The organism is Micromonospora sp. IBHARD004, assembly GCF_052814115.1.
In genome coordinates this window covers 2,660,001-2,680,737 of sequence record NZ_CP199934.1, presented here as the reverse complement: position 1 = coordinate 2,680,737, position 20,737 = coordinate 2,660,001, and the positions used below count along the sequence as shown (strand labels likewise).

The 20,737-nt window shown below is 69.5% G+C and carries 23 protein-coding genes and 1 pseudogene; 9 read left to right on the top strand and 15 right to left on the bottom strand.

What is annotated here, in order from left to right; translation table 11 throughout:
* Nucleotides 1-52 precede the first annotated feature (52 nt).
* The 4 genes from ACTWO6_RS13035 to ACTWO6_RS13020 all read right to left on the bottom strand — a co-directional run bounded on the left by ACTWO6_RS13035 (nucleotide 53) and on the right by ACTWO6_RS13020 (nucleotide 3,701).
* Nucleotides 53-1,299 (bottom strand): IS3 family transposase gene (locus tag ACTWO6_RS13035; RefSeq protein ID WP_446220646.1). Its coding sequence is split into 2 segments (ribosomal slippage): nucleotides 53-1,017 and nucleotides 1,017-1,299, totalling 1,248 coding nucleotides; the frame shifts between segments, so codons are not numbered across the junction.
* Nucleotides 1,300-1,402: 103 nt separating this feature from the next.
* Complete coding sequence (locus ACTWO6_RS13030; protein ID WP_446219878.1) at nucleotides 1,403-2,779, bottom strand: permease prefix domain 1-containing protein; 1,377 nt, start codon at nucleotides 2,777-2,779, stop codon at nucleotides 1,403-1,405.
* The gene (locus tag ACTWO6_RS13025; protein WP_109801855.1) at nucleotides 2,776-3,150 is read right to left on the bottom strand and encodes a PadR family transcriptional regulator; all 375 of its coding nucleotides are present in this window, start codon (nucleotides 3,148-3,150) and stop codon (nucleotides 2,776-2,778) included. Before ACTWO6_RS13025 ends, ACTWO6_RS13030 begins: the two co-directional genes overlap by 4 nt.
* Before the next feature lie 215 nt (nucleotides 3,151-3,365).
* The gene (locus ACTWO6_RS13020) at nucleotides 3,366-3,701 is read right to left on the bottom strand and encodes a DUF402 domain-containing protein (protein ID WP_446219877.1); all 336 of its coding nucleotides are present in this window, start codon (nucleotides 3,699-3,701) and stop codon (nucleotides 3,366-3,368) included.
* Nucleotides 3,702-4,001: 300 nt separating this feature from the next.
* Here ACTWO6_RS13020 and ACTWO6_RS13015 point away from each other — a divergent pair, with 300 nt between their 5' ends.
* Together ACTWO6_RS13015 and ACTWO6_RS13010 are read left to right on the top strand one after the other, a co-directional pair.
* The gene (locus ACTWO6_RS13015; protein ID WP_446219876.1) at nucleotides 4,002-4,310 is read left to right on the top strand and encodes a hypothetical protein; all 309 of its coding nucleotides are present in this window, start codon (nucleotides 4,002-4,004) and stop codon (nucleotides 4,308-4,310) included.
* Between the two features lie 456 nt (nucleotides 4,311-4,766).
* Complete coding sequence (locus ACTWO6_RS13010) at nucleotides 4,767-5,456, top strand: DUF1062 domain-containing protein (protein WP_446219875.1); 690 nt, start codon at nucleotides 4,767-4,769, stop codon at nucleotides 5,454-5,456.
* A gap of 174 nt (nucleotides 5,457-5,630) precedes the next feature.
* On the opposite strand, the gene ACTWO6_RS13005 is transcribed toward ACTWO6_RS13010, so the two are convergent.
* Nucleotides 5,631-6,146, bottom strand: coding sequence for a DivIVA domain-containing protein (locus ACTWO6_RS13005; protein ID WP_446219874.1), 516 nt, complete (start codon nucleotides 6,144-6,146; stop codon nucleotides 5,631-5,633).
* Nucleotides 6,147-6,357: 211 nt separating this feature from the next.
* Between ACTWO6_RS13005 and ACTWO6_RS13000 the strand changes: the two genes are divergently transcribed.
* The 3 genes from ACTWO6_RS13000 (at nucleotide 6,358) to ACTWO6_RS12990 (ending at nucleotide 8,765) form a co-directional block, all read left to right on the top strand.
* Nucleotides 6,358-6,669, top strand: coding sequence for an NIPSNAP family protein (locus tag ACTWO6_RS13000; RefSeq protein ID WP_154936452.1), 312 nt, complete (start codon nucleotides 6,358-6,360; stop codon nucleotides 6,667-6,669).
* A gap of 251 nt (nucleotides 6,670-6,920) precedes the next feature.
* A complete protein-coding gene (locus tag ACTWO6_RS12995; RefSeq protein WP_446220645.1) occupies nucleotides 6,921-8,156 on the top strand; it encodes an IS110 family transposase in 1,236 nt (411 codons plus the stop codon).
* Nucleotides 8,157-8,249: 93 nt separating this feature from the next.
* A complete protein-coding gene (locus ACTWO6_RS12990) occupies nucleotides 8,250-8,765 on the top strand; it encodes a hypothetical protein (protein WP_446219873.1) in 516 nt (171 codons plus the stop codon).
* A gap of 454 nt (nucleotides 8,766-9,219) precedes the next feature.
* Here ACTWO6_RS12990 and ACTWO6_RS12985 read toward each other — a convergent pair whose 3' ends face one another.
* The 6 genes from ACTWO6_RS12985 to ACTWO6_RS12960 form a co-directional block, all read right to left on the bottom strand.
* Entirely contained in the window at nucleotides 9,220-9,663 is a 444-nt protein-coding gene (locus ACTWO6_RS12985; RefSeq protein WP_446219872.1) for an SRPBCC family protein, read from the bottom strand.
* Between the two features lie 32 nt (nucleotides 9,664-9,695).
* The gene (locus tag ACTWO6_RS12980; RefSeq protein ID WP_446219871.1) at nucleotides 9,696-10,046 is read right to left on the bottom strand and encodes an ArsR/SmtB family transcription factor; all 351 of its coding nucleotides are present in this window, start codon (nucleotides 10,044-10,046) and stop codon (nucleotides 9,696-9,698) included.
* Complete coding sequence (locus tag ACTWO6_RS12975) at nucleotides 10,043-10,504, bottom strand: SRPBCC family protein (RefSeq protein ID WP_446219870.1); 462 nt, start codon at nucleotides 10,502-10,504, stop codon at nucleotides 10,043-10,045. The genes ACTWO6_RS12980 and ACTWO6_RS12975 overlap by 4 nt, the downstream gene beginning before the upstream one ends.
* Before the next feature lie 529 nt (nucleotides 10,505-11,033).
* Nucleotides 11,034-12,248, bottom strand: coding sequence for an RNA polymerase sigma factor (locus ACTWO6_RS12970; protein ID WP_446219869.1), 1,215 nt, complete (start codon nucleotides 12,246-12,248; stop codon nucleotides 11,034-11,036).
* A 4-nt stretch (nucleotides 12,249-12,252) separates the two neighbouring features.
* Nucleotides 12,253-12,615, bottom strand: coding sequence for a YciI family protein (locus tag ACTWO6_RS12965; protein ID WP_446219868.1), 363 nt, complete (start codon nucleotides 12,613-12,615; stop codon nucleotides 12,253-12,255).
* Between the two features lie 484 nt (nucleotides 12,616-13,099).
* Nucleotides 13,100-13,726 (bottom strand): winged helix-turn-helix transcriptional regulator, encoded by a 627-nt coding sequence (locus tag ACTWO6_RS12960; protein ID WP_446219867.1) that lies wholly within the window; start codon nucleotides 13,724-13,726, stop codon nucleotides 13,100-13,102.
* Nucleotides 13,727-13,840: 114 nt separating this feature from the next.
* On the opposite strand from ACTWO6_RS12960, the gene ACTWO6_RS12955 reads away from it, so the two are divergent.
* Together ACTWO6_RS12955 and ACTWO6_RS12950 are read left to right on the top strand one after the other, a co-directional pair.
* On the top strand, nucleotides 13,841-14,923 hold the full coding sequence (locus tag ACTWO6_RS12955) for a carboxymuconolactone decarboxylase family protein (protein ID WP_446219866.1): 1,083 nt from the start codon (nucleotides 13,841-13,843) through the stop codon (nucleotides 14,921-14,923).
* A 134-nt stretch (nucleotides 14,924-15,057) separates the two neighbouring features.
* Nucleotides 15,058-15,270, top strand: a complete 213-nt coding sequence (locus tag ACTWO6_RS12950) for a hypothetical protein (RefSeq protein WP_446219865.1) — start codon at nucleotides 15,058-15,060, stop codon at nucleotides 15,268-15,270.
* A gap of 202 nt (nucleotides 15,271-15,472) precedes the next feature.
* On the opposite strand, the gene ACTWO6_RS12945 is transcribed toward ACTWO6_RS12950, so the two are convergent.
* Nucleotides 15,473-16,156, bottom strand: coding sequence for a GNAT family N-acetyltransferase (locus tag ACTWO6_RS12945; RefSeq protein WP_446219864.1), 684 nt, complete (start codon nucleotides 16,154-16,156; stop codon nucleotides 15,473-15,475).
* A 566-nt stretch (nucleotides 16,157-16,722) separates the two neighbouring features.
* Nucleotides 16,723-16,971 (bottom strand): annotated as a pseudogene (locus ACTWO6_RS12940) (DNA-3-methyladenine glycosylase); the annotation flags it as partial.
* 99 nt (nucleotides 16,972-17,070) lie between these two features.
* Here ACTWO6_RS12940 and ACTWO6_RS12935 point away from each other — a divergent pair.
* Nucleotides 17,071-17,505, top strand: a complete 435-nt coding sequence (locus ACTWO6_RS12935) for a DNA-binding protein (protein WP_236647405.1) — start codon at nucleotides 17,071-17,073, stop codon at nucleotides 17,503-17,505.
* A 74-nt stretch (nucleotides 17,506-17,579) separates the two neighbouring features.
* Nucleotides 17,580-17,933, top strand: a complete 354-nt coding sequence (locus ACTWO6_RS12930) for an MmcQ/YjbR family DNA-binding protein (protein ID WP_446219863.1) — start codon at nucleotides 17,580-17,582, stop codon at nucleotides 17,931-17,933.
* Nucleotides 17,934-17,977: 44 nt separating this feature from the next.
* On the opposite strand, the gene argH is transcribed toward ACTWO6_RS12930, so the two are convergent.
* On the bottom strand, nucleotides 17,978-19,441 hold the full coding sequence (argH, locus tag ACTWO6_RS12925; protein ID WP_446220644.1) for an argininosuccinate lyase: 1,464 nt from the start codon (nucleotides 19,439-19,441) through the stop codon (nucleotides 17,978-17,980).
* Between the two features lie 14 nt (nucleotides 19,442-19,455).
* Nucleotides 19,456-20,661 (bottom strand): argininosuccinate synthase, encoded by a 1,206-nt coding sequence (locus tag ACTWO6_RS12920; protein WP_446219862.1) that lies wholly within the window; start codon nucleotides 20,659-20,661, stop codon nucleotides 19,456-19,458.
* Nucleotides 20,662-20,737: the final 76 nt, after the last annotated feature.

Sequence of the window (20,737 nt, the reverse complement as noted above, 5' to 3'; positions counted from 1 at the left end):
GATCTGCCGCTGGTAGCGCACACACCCTGAACCGCCCCGGGTTTGGTAGCGGCTAGATGGGTTGGGTTTCTGGCTGGGTCAGCCGTGGTTGGTTGGGATGGTAGAGGGCTTCGAAGGCGGCTGGTGGTAGGTCCGCGGCGCCGCTGTGGGGGCGGCGGTGGTTGTACCAGTCGACGTACTCCAGGGTCGCGATCTCGACGTGGTCGCAGGTGCGCCACGGCCCTCGCGGTTTGATCAGCTCGGTCTTGAACAGGCCGATGGTGGATTCGGCCAGGGCGTTGTCGTAGGCGTCGCCGACGGATCCGACGGACGGGTCGACGCCGGCGGCGGCGAGGCGTTCGGTGAACGCAATGGAGGTGTACTGACTGCCGGCGTCGGTGTGATGCACCAGCCCGGCCAAGTCCGTGACGCCGGTGCGGCCGCGGGCCCAGATCGCCATCTCCAGGGCGTCCAATACGAGACTGGTCTTCATGCTGGTGGCCGCCCGCCAGCCGACGATCCGGCGGGAGTAGGCGTCGATGACGAACGCGACGTAGACCATCCCGGACCAGGTGGGCACGTAGGTGAAGTCGGCGACCCACAAGCGGTTCGGCGCCTCGGTGGTGAACCGCCGTTGCACGAGGTCCGCCGGACGCGCCGCATGCTCGCCGGCGATCGTGGTGCGGCGGGTCTTGCCGCGCACCACCCCGCGCAAGCCGAGCTGCCGCATGAGCCGTTCGACGGTGCAGCGGGCAACCGGGACGCCTTCACGGTTGAGCGTCAGCCACACCTTGCGGGCTCCGTAGACGCCGTAGTTCGCCGCGTGCACCCGGCGGATCTCCTGCCCGAGCCATGCGTCACGGCGCGAGCGGGTTGAGGGCGTCCGTCGGCAGGCGGCGCGGTAGGTGCTGGCCGCGATCTGCCAGCCGTGCTCGCTCAGGGCACGGCAGATCGGCTCGACGCCGAACACCTGCTTGTGCTCGTCGATGAACCTCACGAGCGTGCCTGTGGCCGGTCGAGCTCGGCCGCGAAGAAAGCCGACGCCGCCTTCAGGATCTCATTCGCCCGGCGCAGCTCGGCGTTCTCCCGACGCAGCCGCTTCAGCTCCGCCGACTCGTCCGTGCTCACCCCGGAACGCTCACCGGCGTCGACCTGGGCCTGGCGCACCCACTTACGCAGCGTCTCCGCGGTGCCGATCCCAAGCTTGTGGGCCACCGCGCCGATCGCCGCGTACTCCGACTCGTAATTCGGCCGCACCTCGGCTACCATCCGCACCGCTCGCTCACGCAGCTCACGCGGATAGGGGGAAGGGCGTGACATGACTCGATCCTCCACAAGAGGTCGCGCCGCTACCAAACCCGGGGCGGTTCACACACCGATGGGCGGGTCGTCGACATCGCCGTCATGGGGTGGACCTTCTCGGTCAGACATAGCTGAACAACGGAGGGAAGAGGAGGACCACGATCCAGGCCCACACGGCGTACACGGGTAGGTAGCCGGTCTGCCAGCGCTCGAGCGCCGCGAACGGTGTGCGCCGCCGGATGAACCTCAGCAACAGCCACGCCGAGTAGGCGAGGTTGGCCAGCAGGATGACGTTCTCGCCGAGCGCGGCAGCCCTGTTGGGTGTGGTGCCGTACTCGTCGGTGATGCGTCCGGTGATCGCGAGCAGTACCAGTACGTCGATGGCCAACGCGCTGACCACGAGGGCGAGCTGAAGTTTGTCGAACAGGCCGGTCGGGGCCAGCGGATCGCGGGCTGAGATCGAGTAGAGCAGTAGCCCCAGCACCACGACCAGCAGGAGGTCGAACAGGATCAGCGCTTCGCGCTCCACGTTGATGCCATGGCTGGTCCAGACGACGGCGACGAGGAAGGCCAGCAGTGCTGCCGTGAACAGCGGAGTGAATAGCCGCGTGAGCACCGGGGCGATATTTTCGACCACGCTCTGCTTGGCCTCGACCAGCCACCCGGCCACGACAGCCCCGGCCACGGCGCCGCAGGGAAGGAGCCACTGCGAGATGAACTCCTGCGGGATGATCCCGATGGCATTGAAGGTGTGGAACAGGAACAAGCTGAGCACACCGCCGCCGAGGGCGATGAGGACGAAGTAGATGAACCACTCGCCGGTGAAGCGGATGAAGTCCATGCGTCGGCGCGAGGAGCGCCAGTCGTCGGCAACGTAGGCCAGACCCACCACAAGCCACAGGGCGATGGGGAGGTGGATGCTGGTGAGGACCAGCGACTTTGACTCCTCGGCCAGGGGGTAGGCGTTGGCCGCCACCGCGCCGAGCCCGAACAGCGCCACCAGTGTCCCGATCAGCGGGCGTCGGGCCTGTCGGCGCCAGGCCAGGAAGACCGCCAGCCAGGGCAGGGCGAACAGGGTGAAGTTCCGCGCGTAGAACGGGCCGTCGTCCGCCAACCTCAACCCGAACAGCTCCGGCACCTTGATGGACACCGCCGCGCCCGCCGCGCAGATGACCATCGCCCACAGGTCCCGCCGCGACCGCGTGTCCGCCATCGGGCTGCCGGCCTCGCCGGTCAGCACCAGCTGCTTCCACAATCGTTCCGAATGCTCCCGGGCGAACTCGAGCGACAGTTCGTCGAGGCTGCCCATCCGCTTCACCGCGACGAGGAACGCCTCGTCCGGGCTCAGGCCGACCGCGACGAGTTCGTCGACGGAACCGCGGAGATGGTCTTCGAGCTCGTCGGCGTCGGACGGCTGCAGTTCCCGGCGGCGCTGTACGTACTGACGCCACTGCCCGAACTGCGCCTCCAACTCCTCCTGACCCTCCCGCGCCGTCATGCCCGGCACCCCAGCGGGATCGCCGTCAGCGGCCTGCGGTCGCCGAGGCCGAGCCAGATCTCCTTGAGCGCGTCGGTGACCGTGTCCCACTGGCGGCGTTGCTCGGCCAACTCTGCCAGGCCCTTGTCAGTGATGCGGTAGTACTTGCGCCGCCGCTCGCCGGCTACCGACTGCCAGCTCGACTCCGAATAGCCGAGGCGCTCAAGCCGGTGCAGCAACGGGTACAGCAGCCCCTCGGTCCAGTCCAGCTCGCCACCGGACAGCTCGTTGATCCGCCTGAGGATGGCGTAGCCGTAGCTCTCCCCCTCGGCCAGGATGCCGAGCACCATCGGTGTCGCCGAGGCGGCCACCAGATCCTTGGCGACCTTCACGAGAACTCACCCCGTTCCATACCCTAGAAGTATTGTGCATAGTACTGCTAGGTATCGTGTGGCACAACGGCCCGGTCACGCGTCCGTGGCGGCGGTACCTGCGATCCCGCCGCAGCCAGATGACTGTCATGCCGCCGAGCGGGCGTCACCTTGGGTAAGCGACCGCGGCGCCGAGGCCGTCCGCTCGTGCCGATGAGCGTGCGGCATCCGAGTCTTCAGGCCTGTTGAGAAAGCATCTGCCATCCGCGCTCCTGCCAGGGCTCGTCCCGGCGCCGGAGTGCCCCGGCACGATCTTCGGCCGTGGACTGTGCGAGCTTGGCTTCATCCGCGCTCATCCAGCCGTTGCGGCACGCCTGTTCGTACTCGTCCCAGTCCTCGATCTCGACACGCCAATCCCGCTCGTGGAGCACCGGGTCCAGTTCGAGATCGACATACCGCCAGCCTGCTTCGGTACGCTCCGGCGGGAGGCACACGTCGATCTCAATCCGCCGATCAGCAGGATCGCCGACCCACCACGCCACCCACGGGCGGCCCGCCGTGAGCAGCACCACGACGGGTACCGAAAGAGCGCCACTGTCATGCGGAGCACCCCATGGTGAACCGTCCAGGCCCCGCAGCCACGTCCCGTCACGGTCTTGGAGGACCTGCTGGAGATCAAACCAAAAGACTCCTGCGGGGCGTTTGATTTTGCATAGACGTACGCTCCCGCTGTTCTGAACCGCGCCCACGGGAGCACGCTAGGGGCAAACGGAGTACGCCCGCGACCCGGCGCACCATGGAGCGTCCGCATCTGCCGCTATGAGCTCGAACCTGCCGATGACATCTCGGTTCCAGGCCGAGAAGATGGCTCCATGACCGAACCGCGCTGGACTCGCCTGCAGAGCGCCGCGCCGGCGCTGGTTGCAGCATTCGGGCATCGAGGGGTCGTCCGGGTCGAGTACGTGTCCGCCTTCCCCAGGCCCGAGGTCTGGGTCTGGCTGGGCACCTCTACCGACCAGGAGCGAGAGGCCCTGAAAGGTGGCCCAGAGTTGGTCGGCCAAGTGCTCCGAGTCCTCGACCTGAAGAGCGACGAGGGCATTGCAGTCGAGGGCGTCACGGTCCAGTCCGAGGAGACGGTCTCACGCGACTACGCCGGCAGTTGGTTCTACGCACTGCGCTGATCTGCCGCGATGCGAGCGCCGCCGTGACGACGGATATCCGGGCTCGGGCTTTCGAGGCGGCTGCTCCTCTCTGTTCACCAATCCGCCGCGGCAGGTAGGCGGCGGTCGTCCCCGCGAGGCTGCCGAAGGACAGGGCGAAGGCCAGCGGGAGGAACAAGTCCCACGGGGGCGGCCGGAATACGGCAGAAAGGGGGCGCGGGGGCGATCGGCGCGTGGTCGACGCCCAGCTCGCCGACCCCTCCCCTCAGTGCTCGGCACCAGGACAAAAATGGGTGGCCTCGCCAGCCCGTCCCGCCCTACCTTGTAACTGGATCTTCTTCTCCGACCCACTCACGAGAGGACTTCACCCCGCGTGACGCCGCCTGCTCTTTAGACCTGACACCTTCCCCGTGCATCGGTCGCCGACGTCGCCGTCGGCTCTTTTCCCATGCCTTCCGTCAGGTCTTCAGAGAGATCATGTCTACGCGTCCTCATATCGTGCTGTCCTGGACCCTTCGGCGCACGCGCCTTCCCCTGCTCGCGTTCCGCTGCGTCCACTGCCATTCCGGCCTCGCCAGCACCGGCGACGGGAAGTTCCGCGTCAATGCCAACGGCAAACTCCTCGACATCTGGCTCCTGGTCGCCTGCGTTTCCTGCGACCGCACCAGCAAAATCACCGTTCACGATCGCGTCCCGGTCCGGTACCTGGATCCGATCCTTCTGGAGGGCTACTCCGGCAACTCCTCTTCCCTCGTCGCCCGCGTCCTTCTCGACCCGCTGATCGCCCGGCGCAACCGGTTCGCCCTGGAGTGGGACTCATGCTGGGAACTGCTCGCCCCGTCCCCTCCCGAAAGCCCCTGGCCCGTCCAGGTTTCGGTCATCTTCGACGACCCCGTGCCCCTTCGCCCCGAACGGCTCATCGCCCAGGGGGCTGGGCATCAGCCGCGGGGAGGTCGCTCGCCGCGTCAAGATCGGCATTCCGCTGAACCGCAGAACTCACAGGGACTTCTCGTTCGTCCGGCTATGAGCCGCCGCCGTGGGCCTGAGCCGGGGCGAGAGGCAAGGTGGCCTTGCCCCGGACTGCATCACGCGGCGGTCCGCGCGCGGTCGCTCATGACCGGGCGCGAACGAAGGTCAGGGCCGGTCCGATACCGGCGACGAAGGTGAACGCCCGGGTGCATACATCCGGACGTGCCAATGAGAGGGTGCGCCGCTGGTCCGGTCTTGACAACTCCGGAAACCCTCGGAGTGCATCCTTTACGGCGTTCATCCTCCGGCTGCGCCGGTCGATCTTTGGCGGCCCGCCTGACAATCGGGATCCGCCCGGCGGCTCCGCTTCCGTCAGGCATGAGGGCTCGGATCTTCGTCCGGTGACGGCGCCCGGGTGGGCGGTACAGGAGACCGGTCCCGGCGGGTGCCGGTGATCCCGGCCGCCTGTTCGTGCGCCCGGTTCAGGATCGCCTCCGCCTCCCGTCGGGCGGCGGTCACGATCCCCTCGGCTTCGAGCCGCGCCTCGGCGCGGTGGTCGTCGGCCTGCTCCTCGGCGAGTTTGAGGATCTGTTCTACCCGGGTGCCCAGGCCGCTGAGGGTTGGCCGCTGCCGGTTCCGCCGTCGTCGTTCCGCGAGGACCGCGGTTCCTGTGGTCGTCCCGTCGCCTGCCACCCCGGCGTCCTCGTCGCGGTCGACCAGGCCGTCCCCGACGAGATCGGATTCCGTCGTACCGACCAGGGAGAGCGCGACGCCGAGCGCGGCGATCGCGACGCCGGACCAGACGGCGGCCGGCCCGAGGGATGGACCGACCGTGGCGCCGACGCCGAGCCCGAAAAGGACGGCGGCAGTCTTGGCCGGCTTGCGCACAGGTCCTCCTCGGGTGCGGGCGTGGGGCTTCCGGTTCCAGCATGACGAACGAGTCAACCCGGGTCGATCCCCGACGGAAGGTCCCGGCGCACGAGGGGCGCTGGATCAGCCGAGCTCGTAGTCCCCAGTGGCGGACAATCGAACATCCGGATCTGCCGCTGACCGCGCGGTCGTGCCGAGATGTGCGAGCACCGGCCCGTATGGTGGCGTCATGATCACCTGCGTCGTGCACTACACCATCAACCCCGCGCAGATCGAGGCGTTTGAACGCTTCGCCCGCGCGTGGATGCGGCTAGTGGCCAAGCACGGTGGTGTGCACCACGGCTACTTCCTACCCGCCGAGGGAGCCAGCGACCAGGCCGAGGCGCTGTTCAGCTTCGAGAGCCTGGCAGCCTACGAGCGTTACCGCGCACGGTTCGGCAATGACCCGGAGTTCGTCGCGGCTGACAGCATCCGCGACGACTCGGGTTGTGTCGTGCGGTACGAGCGAACGTTCATGCGCCCGCTCCTGCCGACTGATTGAGCGCGCACTCTTCTAATGGGTTCCGTCAGCCTGCTGGTGCAGGATGGCTCCGGTAGCGGCTGGCGGGTCAGCACTCCACTCTTCAGGCCTTCGAGGCCTTGCGGCAGACCGTGCGCCCGCTGGTCGTGAGGAGGCTGGACAGCTGATGGGATGACGTGCCCCGGGTTTGCGGTGAGCACTTGGCCATTAGATCGCTGGGGTCTCTTCCGCGCTGCCATGGACGATGTGGTCCATAGAGGAGGAGAGGCGTGATGCTGTTCCTGGGAGACGACTGGGCCGAGGACCACCACGACGTCGAACTCGTTGACGGCAACGGTGGCAAGCTGGTCCGTAAACGGCTACCCGAAGGCCTCGAAGGTGTCACCCGGCTGCACGCTTTGATCGCCGAGCACATGCCGGCCGACTGGGCCGATCTCGACCCGGCCGAGGCAGCAGCCCAGGTGCGGATCGGGATCGAGACCGACCGTGGCCCGTGGGTGCAGGCGCTGCTCGCGGCCGGCTATCAGGTGTATGCGATCAACCCGATGTCGGTCGCTCGCTATCGGGAGCGGCATTCCACCTCGGGGGCGAAGTCCGACGCCGGCGACGCGCACGTGCTGGCCGAGATCGTGCGTTTGGATCACGCCCATCACCGTCCGGTTGCCGGCGACAGCGCCGAGGCGGAGGCCATGAAACTGGTGGCCCGCACTCATCAGACGTTGATCTGGGACCGGTCGCGGCAGATGCTGCGGCTGCGCAGCGCGTTACGCGAGTTCTTCCCCGCCGCCCTGGACGCCTTCGACGACCTGACCGCGCCCGACGTTTTGGAGCTGCTCGGCCGCGCGCCGGACCCGACTCGCGCCGCCCGGCTGTCACGATCACAGATCGCCGCCGCGTTGCGGCGGGCGAACCGCCGCAACATCGACACGAAAGCCGCCGACTTGCAGCAGCGGCTGCGCGCCGGGCAGCTGCGCCAACCGGACGCGGTTCAGGCCGCTTACGCGGCCATCGTGACTGCCCAGGTTCGGCTGATCGCCGCTCTCAACGCCGAGGTCGAGCAGCTCGGGCAGGTGGTGGCCGACCATTTTGGCCGGCACCGGGACGCTGACCACTACCTGAGCCAGCCCGGCCTCGGGGTGGTCCTCGGCGCCCGGATCCTCGGCGAGTTCGGCGACGACCCGCACCGCTTCACCGACGCAAAGGCCCGCAAGAACTACGCCGGCACGTCCCCGATCACCCGGGCCTCCGGCACTCGCAAAGTCGTCTTGGCGCGCTACGCCCGCAACCGAAGACTCAGCGACGCCGTCCACCAATGGGCGTTCTGCTCGCTGAAAGGCTCACCCGGCGCCCGCGCCTACTACGACACTCTCCGCGCCCGCGGCACCGGTCACCAAGCCGCCCTGCGACAACTCGGCAATCGCCTCGTCGGCATCCTGCACGGCTGCCTCAAGACCGGCACCGCCTACAACGAGACAACGGCCTGGGCCCATCTCCACCCCAGTTCTTGACAACGAAAAACATGGGATGTCTGCCGCGATCCGCGCGAGTGCGGCGAGCGCCTCTTCACATCCGAACCGCGCCTACGCCGATACGCTCGCGGTGTGGGCCCCGAGGACGTTGGACCCCTGACCGACCTGAGTCCGGCCGACTGGTTGATCCAGGAGGTGACGGGCTTTGAGGGGCGGGTCCGCGACGTTGTGCCGGCGACGTACGACGCCTTCTCGCGGGTCGTCTCCCAAGAGGACCTGCCGTTGCCGCTGCTCCGCAACGTGCTGGCCAGGCATACCCAGACGCCGGACACGTGCTGGTTTGCCCTCTGGGACGGCTGGCCGGCGGCGGGGGCCTGGAGGCGGCGAGCACCGATGTTCCATCTGCCGCATCGCGAATTTCTCCTGTTCACCGGAAGCCTCGACGACGATCTGATGGCCTTCGCGGGCGACAACCGGGGGCCGAGCCTGTGGTGGCCTGAGGACAGGGCGTGGGTGGTCGCAAACGAAGTGGACTCCGATGCGACCTACATCGGCGGGTCGCGCCAACTCCTGGACGACCTCCTTCGAACCAACGGGCTCGACGTCGCCGAGGTCGGACCCAACGACCAGATCACGGTCGATGAATGACGAATCGCCGAGGCTGTTACCCGACATCCGGATCTGCCGCCGGGCGTGTCGGCTACGTGCGTCCGTCACGGTCGGGGTTCTCGGCTGCGAGGCCGCACAGTGCCGAGTCACTGTAAGTAACTGTGGACTATGGCCACAGCGCCGTGCCCTGTACGGGTTCAGGCCGTTGACCACGGTCGAGACGATTCGCTGAGCCGGGCGGGGCAACTCGTTGACGGCGGCAGGCCCGATGCCGCCGGCGACGAGGCCGACCGTGACCACGCCGACGACCCCGGCGCGGCGGGCGCGACGGGGTCGTACCGAAGCAAGGGTTGCGTGCCGGCCAGCAGTGCAGCCAAAGCGCCGACTCCCAGTCAGCCAGGACGGCGGTGCCGGCGACGCTGGGAACGGCTCCGGAACCAACGGTGCTGCCGGAACCTCGGGCGACGCCGGACAGGGCTGACCTCCCGCCGGCTCAGTGCCAGTCGCTGATCTGCACGTCCCGCGGCGCCGGCGCGCCCTCGCCGGTCTCCACCAGCGACTTCAGGCTCATCAGGAACGAGCCCCACTTGGTGCTGCAGTGGTGCATGAACTCCACCGGCTCCTTCCAGCCCTGGTGCTTGAACAGCACGATCGTGTAGTCGCCGTCCTGGCGGAGGTCCCAGTCGATCGTGGTCCCGATCCACTCCTCGGGGCCGTCGACCACCCGCCACGCCACCCGGTCGGACGGCCGTAGCTCGACGACCTCCATGTCGAAGCCACCGACCGGGAACCGGAACTCGAGGACGCCGCCGACGTCGCCACTGCCCTTCGTGTCGTCGGTCCACCAGCCGGCGAGGCCCTCGACCGTCGTCAGCGCGTCGTACACCTTCTCCGGCGTCGGGGTCTTGACCCCGACCCTGTGCAGAATGTCCACCATCTCGACTCTCCTTGATCTCGTCAGTCCTGTTGTCAGTCCTGTTGGGTGCGCTGGATCGCCTCGGCGATCCGCTTGATCCGCTGCAGCCGGGCATCCCACGCCGAGCCGACCGAGGACAGCTGGGCCACCGCGCGGGCGAGCTGGGCGTCGTCCACCCGGTACCGCTTCTCCCGACCCGCCGGCGTCGCCCGGACCAGGCCGACCCGGTCGAGGACGCCGAGGTGCTTGGCCACCGCCTGACGGGTGACCGGCAGCTGCTGGCCCAGCGTGGTCGCGGTGCCGTCGCCCTCGATGAGCAGCAGGTCGATCATTCGGCGCCGGGTCGGGTCCCCGATCGCGGACCAGAGGTCGTCGTCGACCTTCTCGGCCACCGCGGCGCTCATCGCCGCACCTGCAGCGTCGCGACGTACGGCGCCAGCCGCGGCAGATAGAAGTCCCACCCGGTGACGTGCTCCTGGTACTGCTGCTCCAGGACGGCGACCTCCCAGCCCATCTCGCGGAAGCCGGTCTCGGTCATCTTGAGCAGCGTCCCGCCGCCGGACGGGGTCAGGTCGAAGGTGACCAGCAGCGAGTTGCCCTCCGCCGCGACCTCGTCGGCCGGGTGCGTCCACCGGAACGACAACGTCCGCGGCGGTCGCGCGTCGACGACGGTGAACGGCACCACTGCGCCGCCGGCGTCGCGGTCGCCGAAGACGATCTCCCCCGCCGACCCGGGCGTCGGGTCGTACCGGGCGTCGTCCGGCCACCACTGCTTGAGGTGGTCGGGACTGCTCACCACCTCGAAGACGATCTCAGGCGACGCCTCGACGTAGATCTCGCGCTCGATGGTCCCGAACTCCATGACACCCTCCCGCAACGTTTGGTTGCGCATGACGGTACCCGGAAGGTCGGCGTCGCGCAACCATCAGTTGCACTTTGGAGGCGACAACCCGACCCGGTCCGATAGCTGGCCAACATGAGCACGCCCGATCCACGTCCTCCACCGCCGAGATCACGTGCACTGAAATGCCGCGATGCGCGCGTTCAGCACCGCTCCCGCAACGTCCGCCTTTGCCGATGTGAGGGCGTGGCTGGGTCTTCAGCAGGGCTTCGTTGCGTCCTGGTATGCCTGGTTCGCGTGGGACCGCCCCCACAAGTTCGGGGTCAGCGAGCGGGCCGCGGTCGTGGCGCTCGCCGGCTACAGCGCCCACGCGTTGCAACGGCTGTTGGACCTGCGGGCCCGCGTCACCGTCGCCGAGACGCTCCAGCGGGGCGATGCTCACCACGCTGCCGGGCGTGCCGGGCGCGGAGCTGGCCACCCAGTACCGGCCAGCGCACGCCGGAAAGGTCGGCGACGTCCACAACAACCGCATGGGCGCCAGTAGCTGCGCTCAGGCGAGGCGGGCGGCGCGCAGCGTGAGGTAGTCGCGTTCGGGACGGCTCGCGGTCATCCGCGCCGCACGCAGGTAGCTCTCGCGGGCCGCGGCCACGTCGCCGGCCTGGTCGAGCAGGTGGGCGCGGACCGCCTCGAGGCGGTGGGTGTGCGCCATCCGGTCGTCGCCGTCAAGCGTGCCGAGGAGTGCCAGCCCGGCGCGGGGGCCGCGCACCATCGCGAGGGCGACGGCACGGCTCAGCGTGACGAGCGGGCCGGGCGCGACGTGGTCGAGGACGTCGTAGAGGGCGAGGATCTGCGGCCAGTCTGTGTCGTCGGCGGTCGCGGCCTCGTCGTGCAGCGCGGCGACGGTGGCCTGGATCTGGTACGGCCCGACCAGCCCCGTCCCCAACGTCCGGGTCACCAGCGCGACGCCCTCGGCGATCGCGGATGCGTCCCAGAGTTCGCGCCGCTGCTCGGCGAGGGGCACGATCGCGCCGGCGGCGTCGGTGCGGGCGGCCCGGCGGGCGTCGGTGAGCAACATCAGCGCGAGGACCCCGGCGACCTCGCCCTCGACGGGCAGGAGCCGGTGCAGCAGCCGGGTCAGCCGGATCGCCTCGGCGGTCAGGTCGGCGCGATGCAGGACGGGTCCGGCGCTGGTGGTGTAGCCCTCGTTGAAGACCAGGTACAGCACGTGGAGGACGACGTCGAGCCGCGCCCGCCACTGCTCGGCAGCGGGCAGCTCGAACCGGGCCCCGGACGCGCGGATGCGCTGCTTGGCCCGGACGATCCGCTTCGCGATCGTCGCCTCTGGCACCAGGAACGCGGCGGCGATCTCGACGGTGGTGAGACCGCCGACGGCGCGCAGCGTCAGGGCGAGCTGCGACGAGGGTGACAGGTCGGGATGGCAGCACAGGAACAGCAGGACGAGCGTGTCGTCGACGTCCGCCGTCTCCGCTACCCCGGCCGGCTCGAGCGCGGCGGCCTCCAGTTCGCGCCGCCGGCGGGCGCTGTCGCGGCGCCAGAAGTCGACCAGCGTCCGGGTCGCTACAGTCAGCAGCCAGGCGTGCGGCCGCTCCGGCACGCCGTCGGCCGGCCAGCGCTGGGCCGCCGCGAGCAACGCCTCCTGCACCGCGTCCTCGCACACGTCGAACTGCCCGTGCCGGTGCACCAGCGTGCCGAGGACCCGCGGCGCGAACTCGCGCAGCAGGTCCCCGACGGACTGGTCGCTCACTCGGTCACGACTGGGGCGGCTGGTGGTCCATGAGGCGGCGGACCTCCATCGGGAACTCGATGTAGGCGACCGCCCGCGACGCGATCTCGATGGCCCGCTCCTCGCTCACATCGACGATCCAGAAGCCCGCGAGGGACTCCTTCACCTCGGCGAACGGCCCGTCCGTCGGCAGCGGCGCGCCGTTGTGGAAGCGCACCGTGGTCGCCTGCGCCGGGTCGACCAGCGCGTCGCTCGCCAGCAGCTCGCCGTTCTCCCGCAGCTCGCCGTCGATCTCCATCATGAGCTTCTGCATGCCGCTGATCCACTCCGGCGACCGGTTCGCGAGCGTCTCACCGAGCCCACCAAACATCATGATCATGTACTTCATGCCGCATCCTCTCCGTCCGGCGCCCTCATCCGGGGCGCGGCTCCTGGTCGGAGCCGCCACCCTGTTCTGGACATCCCGAGCGGAACTATTCTCCGGCGGTCGACCCGGCGTGATCGCGCGCCTCGATTAGCAGGCCCCGCCAGCGCGTCCGCGACGCCTGGGGACCGCCACCCTATCCGGAACACCCGCCCGGCCGATGCGAACGGTTCGCCGTGCCCGGCTGCGATCAGCGCGACGACACGCTCCCTCGGCAGCTTCACCAGCAAGCGCCGCTCCGTATTCCCCCGGTCGAGGCGCGACCTCGTGCGCAACACGCTGTCATGCCGCGATCAGGGCGCCGGCTCACCGGTCGCTGAACGACCGGCTCTGCCGAATAGCGGGCGTTTCCGCCTCAGCTCCTCTTCGGCCATCCGCCGAAACCCGCTGGAACACGAACCGCGGCTATTGCTGCCCGATCCCTGTCCCTGCAAGAGGAGCGCACGGTCTACGCCAGAGAGAAGACCCGCTGCAGCCGGACCAACGCGTCGGCGTCACCGTCGATCCGCACGCGGTCTCCTGCGTGGCCCCGGGCAAGCTCCATGAAGCCCTGTCGATCGGTGACGATCCTGAGCGTGGCGTGTTCCCCGGCGCCACCTGATGTGACATCGACCGTGCCGTCGTGAACCCGAACGGTGACTCGTTCACCGTCCACCTCGATGTCGTAGGTCTCATCCAGGCCAACTGCGGCATCCGGGTGGAACGCTGCCTCAAAGCCGAGCAAGAGGGCGCTGTCGGGCAGGCGGTCGTCGGCGGGATCGCGCAGCAGCGGGCGTCCCCAGCGCGCGAGCTCGAGGATCGTCGGCTTGAGCGCGTGGCCGCGCTCGGTCAGCTCGTACACCGTCGCCGGCGTCGGTGGCGGCACTTCGCGCCGATCGATCACACCGGCCTCCTGGAGTTCGCGCAGTCGCGCCGCAAGTAGATCGGTGGCCAGTCCCTCCAGTCCCTGCCGCAGGTCGGTGTACCGCTTCGGCCCGCTCAAGAGCTCACGGACGATCAGCAGGGTCCAACGCTCGCCGAGGACGTCGAGCGCCTTGGCGAGCGGGCAGAACTGTCTGTATCGGCGTCGAGACATGCGCCTAATACTACCGAACAGTTGACGAGTAGTCCTACCGTGGAGTTTGACAAGTCGTCGCATGGCTTGGAAAACTTGTCTCTACCTACTTCTCCCGATCTAGCGGAGGTAACCATGTCGATCCGCGACCTCCCGTTCCGACGCCAGGTTCGCCACGTCGATCCCGCCGTGCACGACCCGCGCACGTCCGCCGTACGCCGGCAGATCGTGCGGGACTTCGGCATGCTGGTCCCGCCGTTCGCGCTCCACCTCCCGGCGCCCGACGCCCTTTGCGCCTACTGGGCCATCGTTCGTGAACCGACCTACGGCCGGCTTGTCGATCGCGCGAAGAAGGAAGCTGTTGCCGCCGCGGTATCAGCGATCAACGCGTGTCCCTACTGCGTGGACGTCCACACGACGATGCTCGACGCCCTTGGAGACCGAGCCCCGGCCGCGGCCATCGTTTCCGGAGACACGGACGGCATCGCGGATCCGGACCTGCGTGCGGTGGTTGCTTGGGCACGCGCGAACCGCCAGCCGGACGCGCCCATCCTGCAACAACGGCCGTTTCCTGACCAGCACGCGCCCGAGCTGATCGGCGTCGCCCTCGCGTACCACTACATCAACCGCATGGTCAACATCTTCGCTGTCGCATCGCCGTTCCCGTTCGGGGACTCGAAGATCAAGCCGATCGCCAGACGCATCGCCGTGCCGGTCTTTCGGAGACTGCTCGCTCGCGAGGTACGACCCGGCGCGTCGCTCGACCTACTTCCCCCTGCCCCGCTGCCCGACGACCTCGGCTGGGCTCGAGGCGATCCGGTCATCGCCGATGCGTTCGGCCGAGCCGCGGCCGCGTTCGATGCGGTTGGCAAGCAGGCACTCCCAGAGCACGTGCGACAACTAGTGGCCACCCGGCTCAGCGCATGGCGTGGCGAGGAGCCAGGCATATCTCGCGGCTGGGTCGAAAGCGCCATCGAGACGCTGCCAGCACCACAACGGCCACTCGGGCGGCTCGCGCTGCTGGCCGCGCTCGCCTCCTACCAGGTCGACGCTCAGGTCCTCAACGACGCACGGGCGCGCCCCGGACCAGCCGGAGACGAAGCGCTCATAGCGGCGGCCGGCTGGGCAAGCTTCGCTGCCGCTCGTCGGATCGGGTCGTGGCTCCACACCGCACCCGCAACACCGACCAGCGGTGGCGACCTCACCCCCCGACCGTAACGAGCCGCCCCCGGACCGCGCGACGCTCGCAACCGGTGGCCGCGCCACGCCCAAACGCCGACCGAGCGGCGCTCGCAGCAACATCCGGTAGCCGATGAGCGCAAAGTTCTTTGACCGGCCGCCCAGCGGCGAACATGATCGACAGCATGCTGCCTCCGCAACTGCCGGTGCTCACCCGCGAGCCGGTACGTCTACGCGCCTTCCGCGAAACAGATGTTGACCTCGTCCTGTCCGTCGCGGGGGATCCGCTGATCCCGCTCATCACGACAGTGCCGACCGCCGGTGACCGCGAAGACGCCTTGGCCTACCTCGCACGCCACGCAAGCGGTGGGCGAGGAGCGCCATGACATGTACATGTACAGCCTCCTGAAGGGCGATCACTTCGCCTGACTCGCGTGCACTCTCATAGCCGCGATCAGGGCGCCGGCTCACCGGTCGCTGAACGACCGGATCTGCCGAGATCAGTGCGCCGTTGTCGTCGGACGTTGGATTGCGCGCTCGCTTGGGCGACGACGAGGAGCGTGGGTCGGCCGCGGCTATCTGCGCCGTTTAGGACGGGTACGCTTTGCCAGGCGTCGTTGCGATCAGTACATCGGCCACCGGCTGCCAGCCGAGCGTCATGTACAGACGCTGACCGTCCTCGCTGGCGATGAGAATGCCCTGTTCGACGCCTTCTTCGATCGCGGAACGGGCTAGTGCACTCATGACCGCGCTGGCTAGGCCCTTGCGGCGATGAGCCGGCATGGTTTCGATCCGGTCTGCGACCGCATCCGTACCGGCCAGTCCCATCGTCCCGCGCGCACCGACCTCTCCCGACTCGTGCCGTACCGTGGCCGTGACCACGCTGTCGCCTCCCTGCGAGTCGACCTGGGTCAGGAGCCGGTACGGTGCCACGGGCATGTTCTGCGGATGCCCGCGAAGATCGGCCGTCATCAGCAGTTCCGAGTGCTTAAGCACGATCAGGCCGGCAGCCGCCAGAGCCGAAGCCGCCCTCGCCGGGTCGGTGGTAGGCACGGTCAGCCACGTGACGGCGTCCTCGCCAGCGACTAGCTCAGCCAGCGTGGTGAGCGATGCGAGGTCCTCGCCGGCATCGAGCGCGACATACTCGATGTCGCGGCCGGGCTGCATGCACCGGACCCGCAACGCGCCGCCTACGTCTTCGGCGACGGGCAGCGCGCGAGCCACGCCCCAGCCGCGCTGCCAGCGGACGATGAGATCTCGCAGGTTGCTCACCCATCGAGTAGATCACTTGCACCTGAGCGGCCCGCCACGCCTTGGGACGCAATGAGCCCGAGATCACGTGCGCTGATCTGCCGCGATGCGCGCGGCGACTCGGGCGCCAAATCAGTCACCCTCAGTAATCACGATCTCGGCCCGACTCGGACAGCGATAGTCGTTGAAGCCGATGGCCGGATCGACCGCACGGGCACCGGACCTCCGGGATCAATCGTTGAACGTCGTTATGGACCTGTGCACGTTCGGCCGTACCCGGTTGGGCACGTTGACCCGTACGCCGACAGCGGTCGCCGCCCAGCAAATCCTCGACAGTCACGGGGCCGGACGAACCACCTACCAAGCCGGCACTAACGACGAGACCAGTTGATCCGTGTACGAGGTATACGCCGCGCTCGGCCAACCATCCGCTGGCTCCGCGAAGGAAATCAAGGCCGCCGAGGGGCCGCACGGGCGCCGACCCTACGCCTTGCAGCCGCGTCCGCTCCCGCCTCGTCTTGCCAGGTGGTGGGTCAGCAGCCTGCCACACCCGTTTCCGTAACAGGCCAGCCCGTAACACGCCGCTAGTCCAACGAACAGTTCATGCCGTAGGTGAAATAGACGTAGGCGTGGCCCGCCGGCCCGAACATCACCGCGTTGCGCGGGGTACGTCCCCGGTAGGCGTACGAGGCCGCGTCGCCGGCCGTCCCGGCGTACGCCTCGACCTCGGTGATCCGGACGGTGACCCCGCCCGCGGCGAGCCGGCAGCCGAGCAGTCCGCGCGCGGCCGGCACCACCGGGCCGGCGAGCAGGTCGGCCAGCCCGGCGCTGGTCACGGGTCAGCGATGGTCATGGCTCGACCCTACCGGCGACCCGGAGATGAGCACGACTTGCTTTCAACAGGCTGTTGACAAAAGGGCGTTCAAGCGGCTGTGATGGAACACATGGTCACGCTGGACAACGATCCGTTCACTGCTCCGGATGCTGCCCAGGCCCGGGCGCACCGCAACTACGCGGCGCTGCTGCGGATCGCCGAGCGGCACGCCGGCACGGACGCCCGCCGCCGCCGGTACGCCCACCCGGACGTGCCGGACGCGTACGAGGCGGCGACGCTGGTGATGGCGCTGGCCGGCGGGGCCGAGCTGGAGCCCGGCGAGGAGCCGGTCGACCAGGCCGATCTGATGGCGGCGCTGACCCTGATCCCGCACGTCCGCGCCGAGGTCGACGCCCTGGAGGCGGGGCTGTTGCAAGTCGCCCGCGGCCGGGGCCTGACCTGGCAGGCGATCGCCTTCGGGCTGGGGCTGGGCAGCGCCCAGGCGGCCCGCCAGCGCTACGAGCGGCTGACCGTCCGGACCGGCACCGGCGACTGAGCCGCGGCGCGAGCGGTGGGACTGTCGCAGGCACCGGCGAGACTGGGCCCGCAATGGGGCGACGGGAGGACGCGATGACGCGTGCGGAGATGCTGGCGTACTGCCTGGCCAAGCCGGGCGCCTGGCTGGACCGCCCGTGGGAGGGCGACGAGGTGGTGAAGGTGGGGAGCCGGATCTTCGCGTTCCTCGGCTCCCCCGACGGCGAGGCGCGGGTAGGGGTGAAGTGCGGCCCGAACCGGGACGTCGCCGACGAGTGGCTGCACCGGTTCCCCGACGATGCGAAGGCCTCGGCCTACATCGGGCGGTCCGGCTGGAACACGCTGCGCCTGGAGGGCGGGATCGACGACGAGGAGCTGATCGACGCCGTCGACGGGTCGTACGACGCGGTGGTGGCGAAGCTGCCGAAGCGGGAGCGCCCGGCGGGCTGAGGAGGGTCGGCGCGGGTGGAGTCACCCGCGCCGACCCGACGACCTCAGCGGGGGACGACCCGCGCCGCGGCCCACTCCCGCCAGCCGACCAGCTTGTCGGCGGCGGTGGCGAGCTGGTCGGCGACCGGGCCCGGCCCGGTCGAGCCGGGCGTGGTGCGCGCGGCGAGCGCGGAGCGGACCGACAGCACGTCGCGCACCGACGGGTCGAGGTGCTCGCTCACCGTCGCGAGGTCGGCGTCGGAGACCTCGTCGAGGGCGCAGTCCCGGGCCACGCAGAGCGCGACCAGCTTGCCGGTGATCTCGTGCGCGTCGCGGAACGGCACGCCCTTGCGGACCAGCCAGTCGGCCACCTCGGTGGCGAGGGAGAAGCCGACCGGCGCGGCGGCTACCAGGCGGTCCACCCGGACCGTCATGGTGGAGATCATCCCGGCCAGGGCCGGCAGCAGCAGCTCCAGGGTGTCGACCGCGTCGAAGGCCGGCTCCTTGTCCTCCTGCATGTCCCGGTCGTACGTCATCGGCAGGCCCTTGAGCATGGTGAGCACGCTCATCAGCCCGCCGACCAGGCGGCCGGACTTGCCCCGGGCCAGCTCGGCGATGTCCGCGTTCTTCTTCTGCGGCATGATCGACGAGCCGGTGGCGAAGGCGTCGTCCAGCTCGACCCAGCCGAACTCGTGCGACGTCCAGAGCACCACCTCCTCGCCGAGGCGGGACAGGTGCACGCCGATCAGCGCGGTGACGAAGAGGAACTCGGCGACGAAGTCCCGGTCGGCGACCGCGTCCATCGAGTTGGCGAAGGACGTGCGGAAGCCCAGCTCCTTGGAGACGGCCACCGGGTCCAGCGGCAGGCCGGAGCCGGCGAGCGCGCCCGCGCCGAGCGGGCTGATCGCCGCCCGGTGGTCCCAGTCGCGCAGCCGCTCCAGGTCGCGCAGCAGCGGCTGCACGTGGGCGAGCAGCCAGTGCCCGAAGGTGACCGGCTGGGCGTGCTGGAGGTGGGTCATGCCGGGCGCGGCGGTGTCCACGTGCCGCTCGGCCTGCTCGACCAGCGCCTCGGCCAGCTCGACCAGCCGGCTGGCCACCCCGCGGGCGTGGTCGCGCAGGTAGAGCCGCAGGTCGGTGGCGACCTGGTCGTTGCGGGACCGGCCGGCGCGCAACTTGCCGCCGAGGCTGCCGAGCCGCTCCAACAGGCCGCGTTCCAGGGCGGTGTGCACGTCCTCGTCGTCGACGGTCGGGCGGAACTGCCCGGAGGCGCAGGCCGCCTCCAGGTCGTCCAGCGCGGCCAGGATCCGGCCCAGCTCGTCGGGGTCGAGCAGGCCGGCGCCGGCGAGGACCCGGGCGTGCGCCCGGGAGCCGGCGATGTCGTACGGGGCGAGGCGCCAGTCGAACTGGACGCTCACCGACAGCCGCGCGAGGGCCTCGGCGGGGCCGCCGGCGAACCGGCCGCCCCACAGGCTCGTCCGGTTGGTGGCGGCGCTGTTCTCGGTCAGGCTCTTGTCGTCCACCCCGCCCATTGTGGTCCCCACGATCAGGAGCCACCCAGCCGGGCGTCCCGCGCGGCGGCCATCTTGCTGGGCAGGCCCCAGAGCTGCACGAAGCCCTTCGCGAGGGACTGGTCGAAGGTGTCGCCGGTGTCGTAGGTGGCCATGCCGAAGTCGTAGAGGCTGGCCTCGGAGCGCCGGCCGGTGACGGTGGCCCGACCGCCGTGCAGGGTCAGCCGCACCTCGCCCGAGACGTGCTGCTGCGCGTCGGCGATGAACGCGTCGAGGGAGTTCTTCAGCGGCGAGAACCAGAGGCCGTCGTAGACCAGCTCGCCCCAGCGCTGGTCCACGCCGCGCTTGAACCGGGCCAGGTCCCGCTCGACGGTGACCGCCTCCAGCTCCTGGTGCGCGGTGATCAGCGCGATCGCGCCGGGAGCCTCGTACACCTCGCGGCTCTTGATGCCGACGAGGCGGTCCTCCACCATGTCGAGCCGACCGACGCCCTGGGCGCCGGCGCGCCGGTTCAGCTCCAGGATCGCCTGGTACGGGGTGACGGTCTCGCCGTCGATCGCGACCGGGTTGCCGGCGTCGAAGGTGATCACGACCTCGTCGGCGTCCCGCGGCTCGGCCGGGTCGGACGTGTACGAGTACAGGTCCTCGATGGGGCCGTTCCAGATGTCCTCCAGGAAGCCGGTCTCCACCGCGCGGCCCCACAGGTTCTGGTCGATGGAGTACGGCGACTTGGCCGACACGTCGATCGGCAGCCCCTTCTCCTCGGCGAAGGCGATCGCCTTGTCCCGGGTCCAGGCGAAGTCCCGGGCCGGGGCCACGATCTTCAGGTCGGGGGCGAGCGCGCCCAGGCCGACCTCGAAGCGGACCTGGTCGTTGCCCTTGCCGGTGCAGCCGTGCGACACGATGGTGCCGCCATGCTTGCGGGCCGCGGCGACCAGGTGCTTGACGATCAGCGGCCGGGACAGCGCGGAGACCAGCGGGTAGCGGTCCATGTAGAGGGCGTTGGCCCGGATCGCCGGCAGGCAGTAGTCGGCGGCGAACTCGTCGCGCGCGTCGACCACCTCGGACTCGACGGCGCCGCAGTCCAGGGCGCGCTGCCGGATGGCGTTCAGGTCCTCGCCGCCCTGCCCGACGTCGACCGCGACCGCGATCACCTCGGCGCCGGTCTGATCGGCCAGGTAGGGAATGGCGACGGAGGTGTCCAGCCCTCCGGAGTACGCCAGAACTACACGTTCAGTCATCTGAGTTGCGGCGTGCCATCGAAGCGGGCGGGACGCGCCGCTCCCTCCCTTCAAGTGATTGTCGTACCCGGTTGGT

What these genes read in the sequence shown, in the direction of transcription:
- ACTWO6_RS13030 (WP_446219878.1), bottom strand. Translation starts at nt 2,779, where the DNA reads ATGACGGCGCGGGAGGGTCAGGAGGAGTTGGAGGCGCAGTTCGGGCAG.
- ACTWO6_RS13015 (WP_446219876.1), top strand. Translation starts at nt 4,002, where the DNA reads ATGACCGAACCGCGCTGGACTCGCCTGCAGAGCGCCGCGCCGGCGCTG.
- ACTWO6_RS13010 (WP_446219875.1), top strand. Translation starts at nt 4,767, where the DNA reads ATGTCTACGCGTCCTCATATCGTGCTGTCCTGGACCCTTCGGCGCACG.
- ACTWO6_RS13000 (WP_154936452.1), top strand. Translation starts at nt 6,358, where the DNA reads ATGATCACCTGCGTCGTGCACTACACCATCAACCCCGCGCAGATCGAG.
- ACTWO6_RS12995 (WP_446220645.1), top strand. Translation starts at nt 6,921, where the DNA reads ATGCTGTTCCTGGGAGACGACTGGGCCGAGGACCACCACGACGTCGAA.
- ACTWO6_RS12985 (WP_446219872.1), bottom strand. Translation starts at nt 9,663, where the DNA reads ATGGTGGACATTCTGCACAGGGTCGGGGTCAAGACCCCGACGCCGGAG.
- ACTWO6_RS12980 (WP_446219871.1), bottom strand. Translation starts at nt 10,046, where the DNA reads ATGAGCGCCGCGGTGGCCGAGAAGGTCGACGACGACCTCTGGTCCGCG.
- ACTWO6_RS12975 (WP_446219870.1), bottom strand. Translation starts at nt 10,504, where the DNA reads ATGGAGTTCGGGACCATCGAGCGCGAGATCTACGTCGAGGCGTCGCCT.
- ACTWO6_RS12965 (WP_446219868.1), bottom strand. Translation starts at nt 12,615, where the DNA reads ATGAAGTACATGATCATGATGTTTGGTGGGCTCGGTGAGACGCTCGCG.
- ACTWO6_RS12960 (WP_446219867.1), bottom strand. Translation starts at nt 13,726, where the DNA reads ATGTCTCGACGCCGATACAGACAGTTCTGCCCGCTCGCCAAGGCGCTC.
- ACTWO6_RS12955 (WP_446219866.1), top strand. Translation starts at nt 13,841, where the DNA reads ATGTCGATCCGCGACCTCCCGTTCCGACGCCAGGTTCGCCACGTCGAT.
- ACTWO6_RS12950 (WP_446219865.1), top strand. Translation starts at nt 15,058, where the DNA reads ATGATCGACAGCATGCTGCCTCCGCAACTGCCGGTGCTCACCCGCGAG.
- ACTWO6_RS12935 (WP_236647405.1), top strand. Translation starts at nt 17,071, where the DNA reads ATGGAACACATGGTCACGCTGGACAACGATCCGTTCACTGCTCCGGAT.
- ACTWO6_RS12930 (WP_446219863.1), top strand. Translation starts at nt 17,580, where the DNA reads ATGACGCGTGCGGAGATGCTGGCGTACTGCCTGGCCAAGCCGGGCGCC.
- argH (WP_446220644.1), bottom strand. Translation starts at nt 19,441, where the DNA reads ATGGGCGGGGTGGACGACAAGAGCCTGACCGAGAACAGCGCCGCCACC.
- ACTWO6_RS12920 (WP_446219862.1), bottom strand. Translation starts at nt 20,661, where the DNA reads ATGACTGAACGTGTAGTTCTGGCGTACTCCGGAGGGCTGGACACCTCC.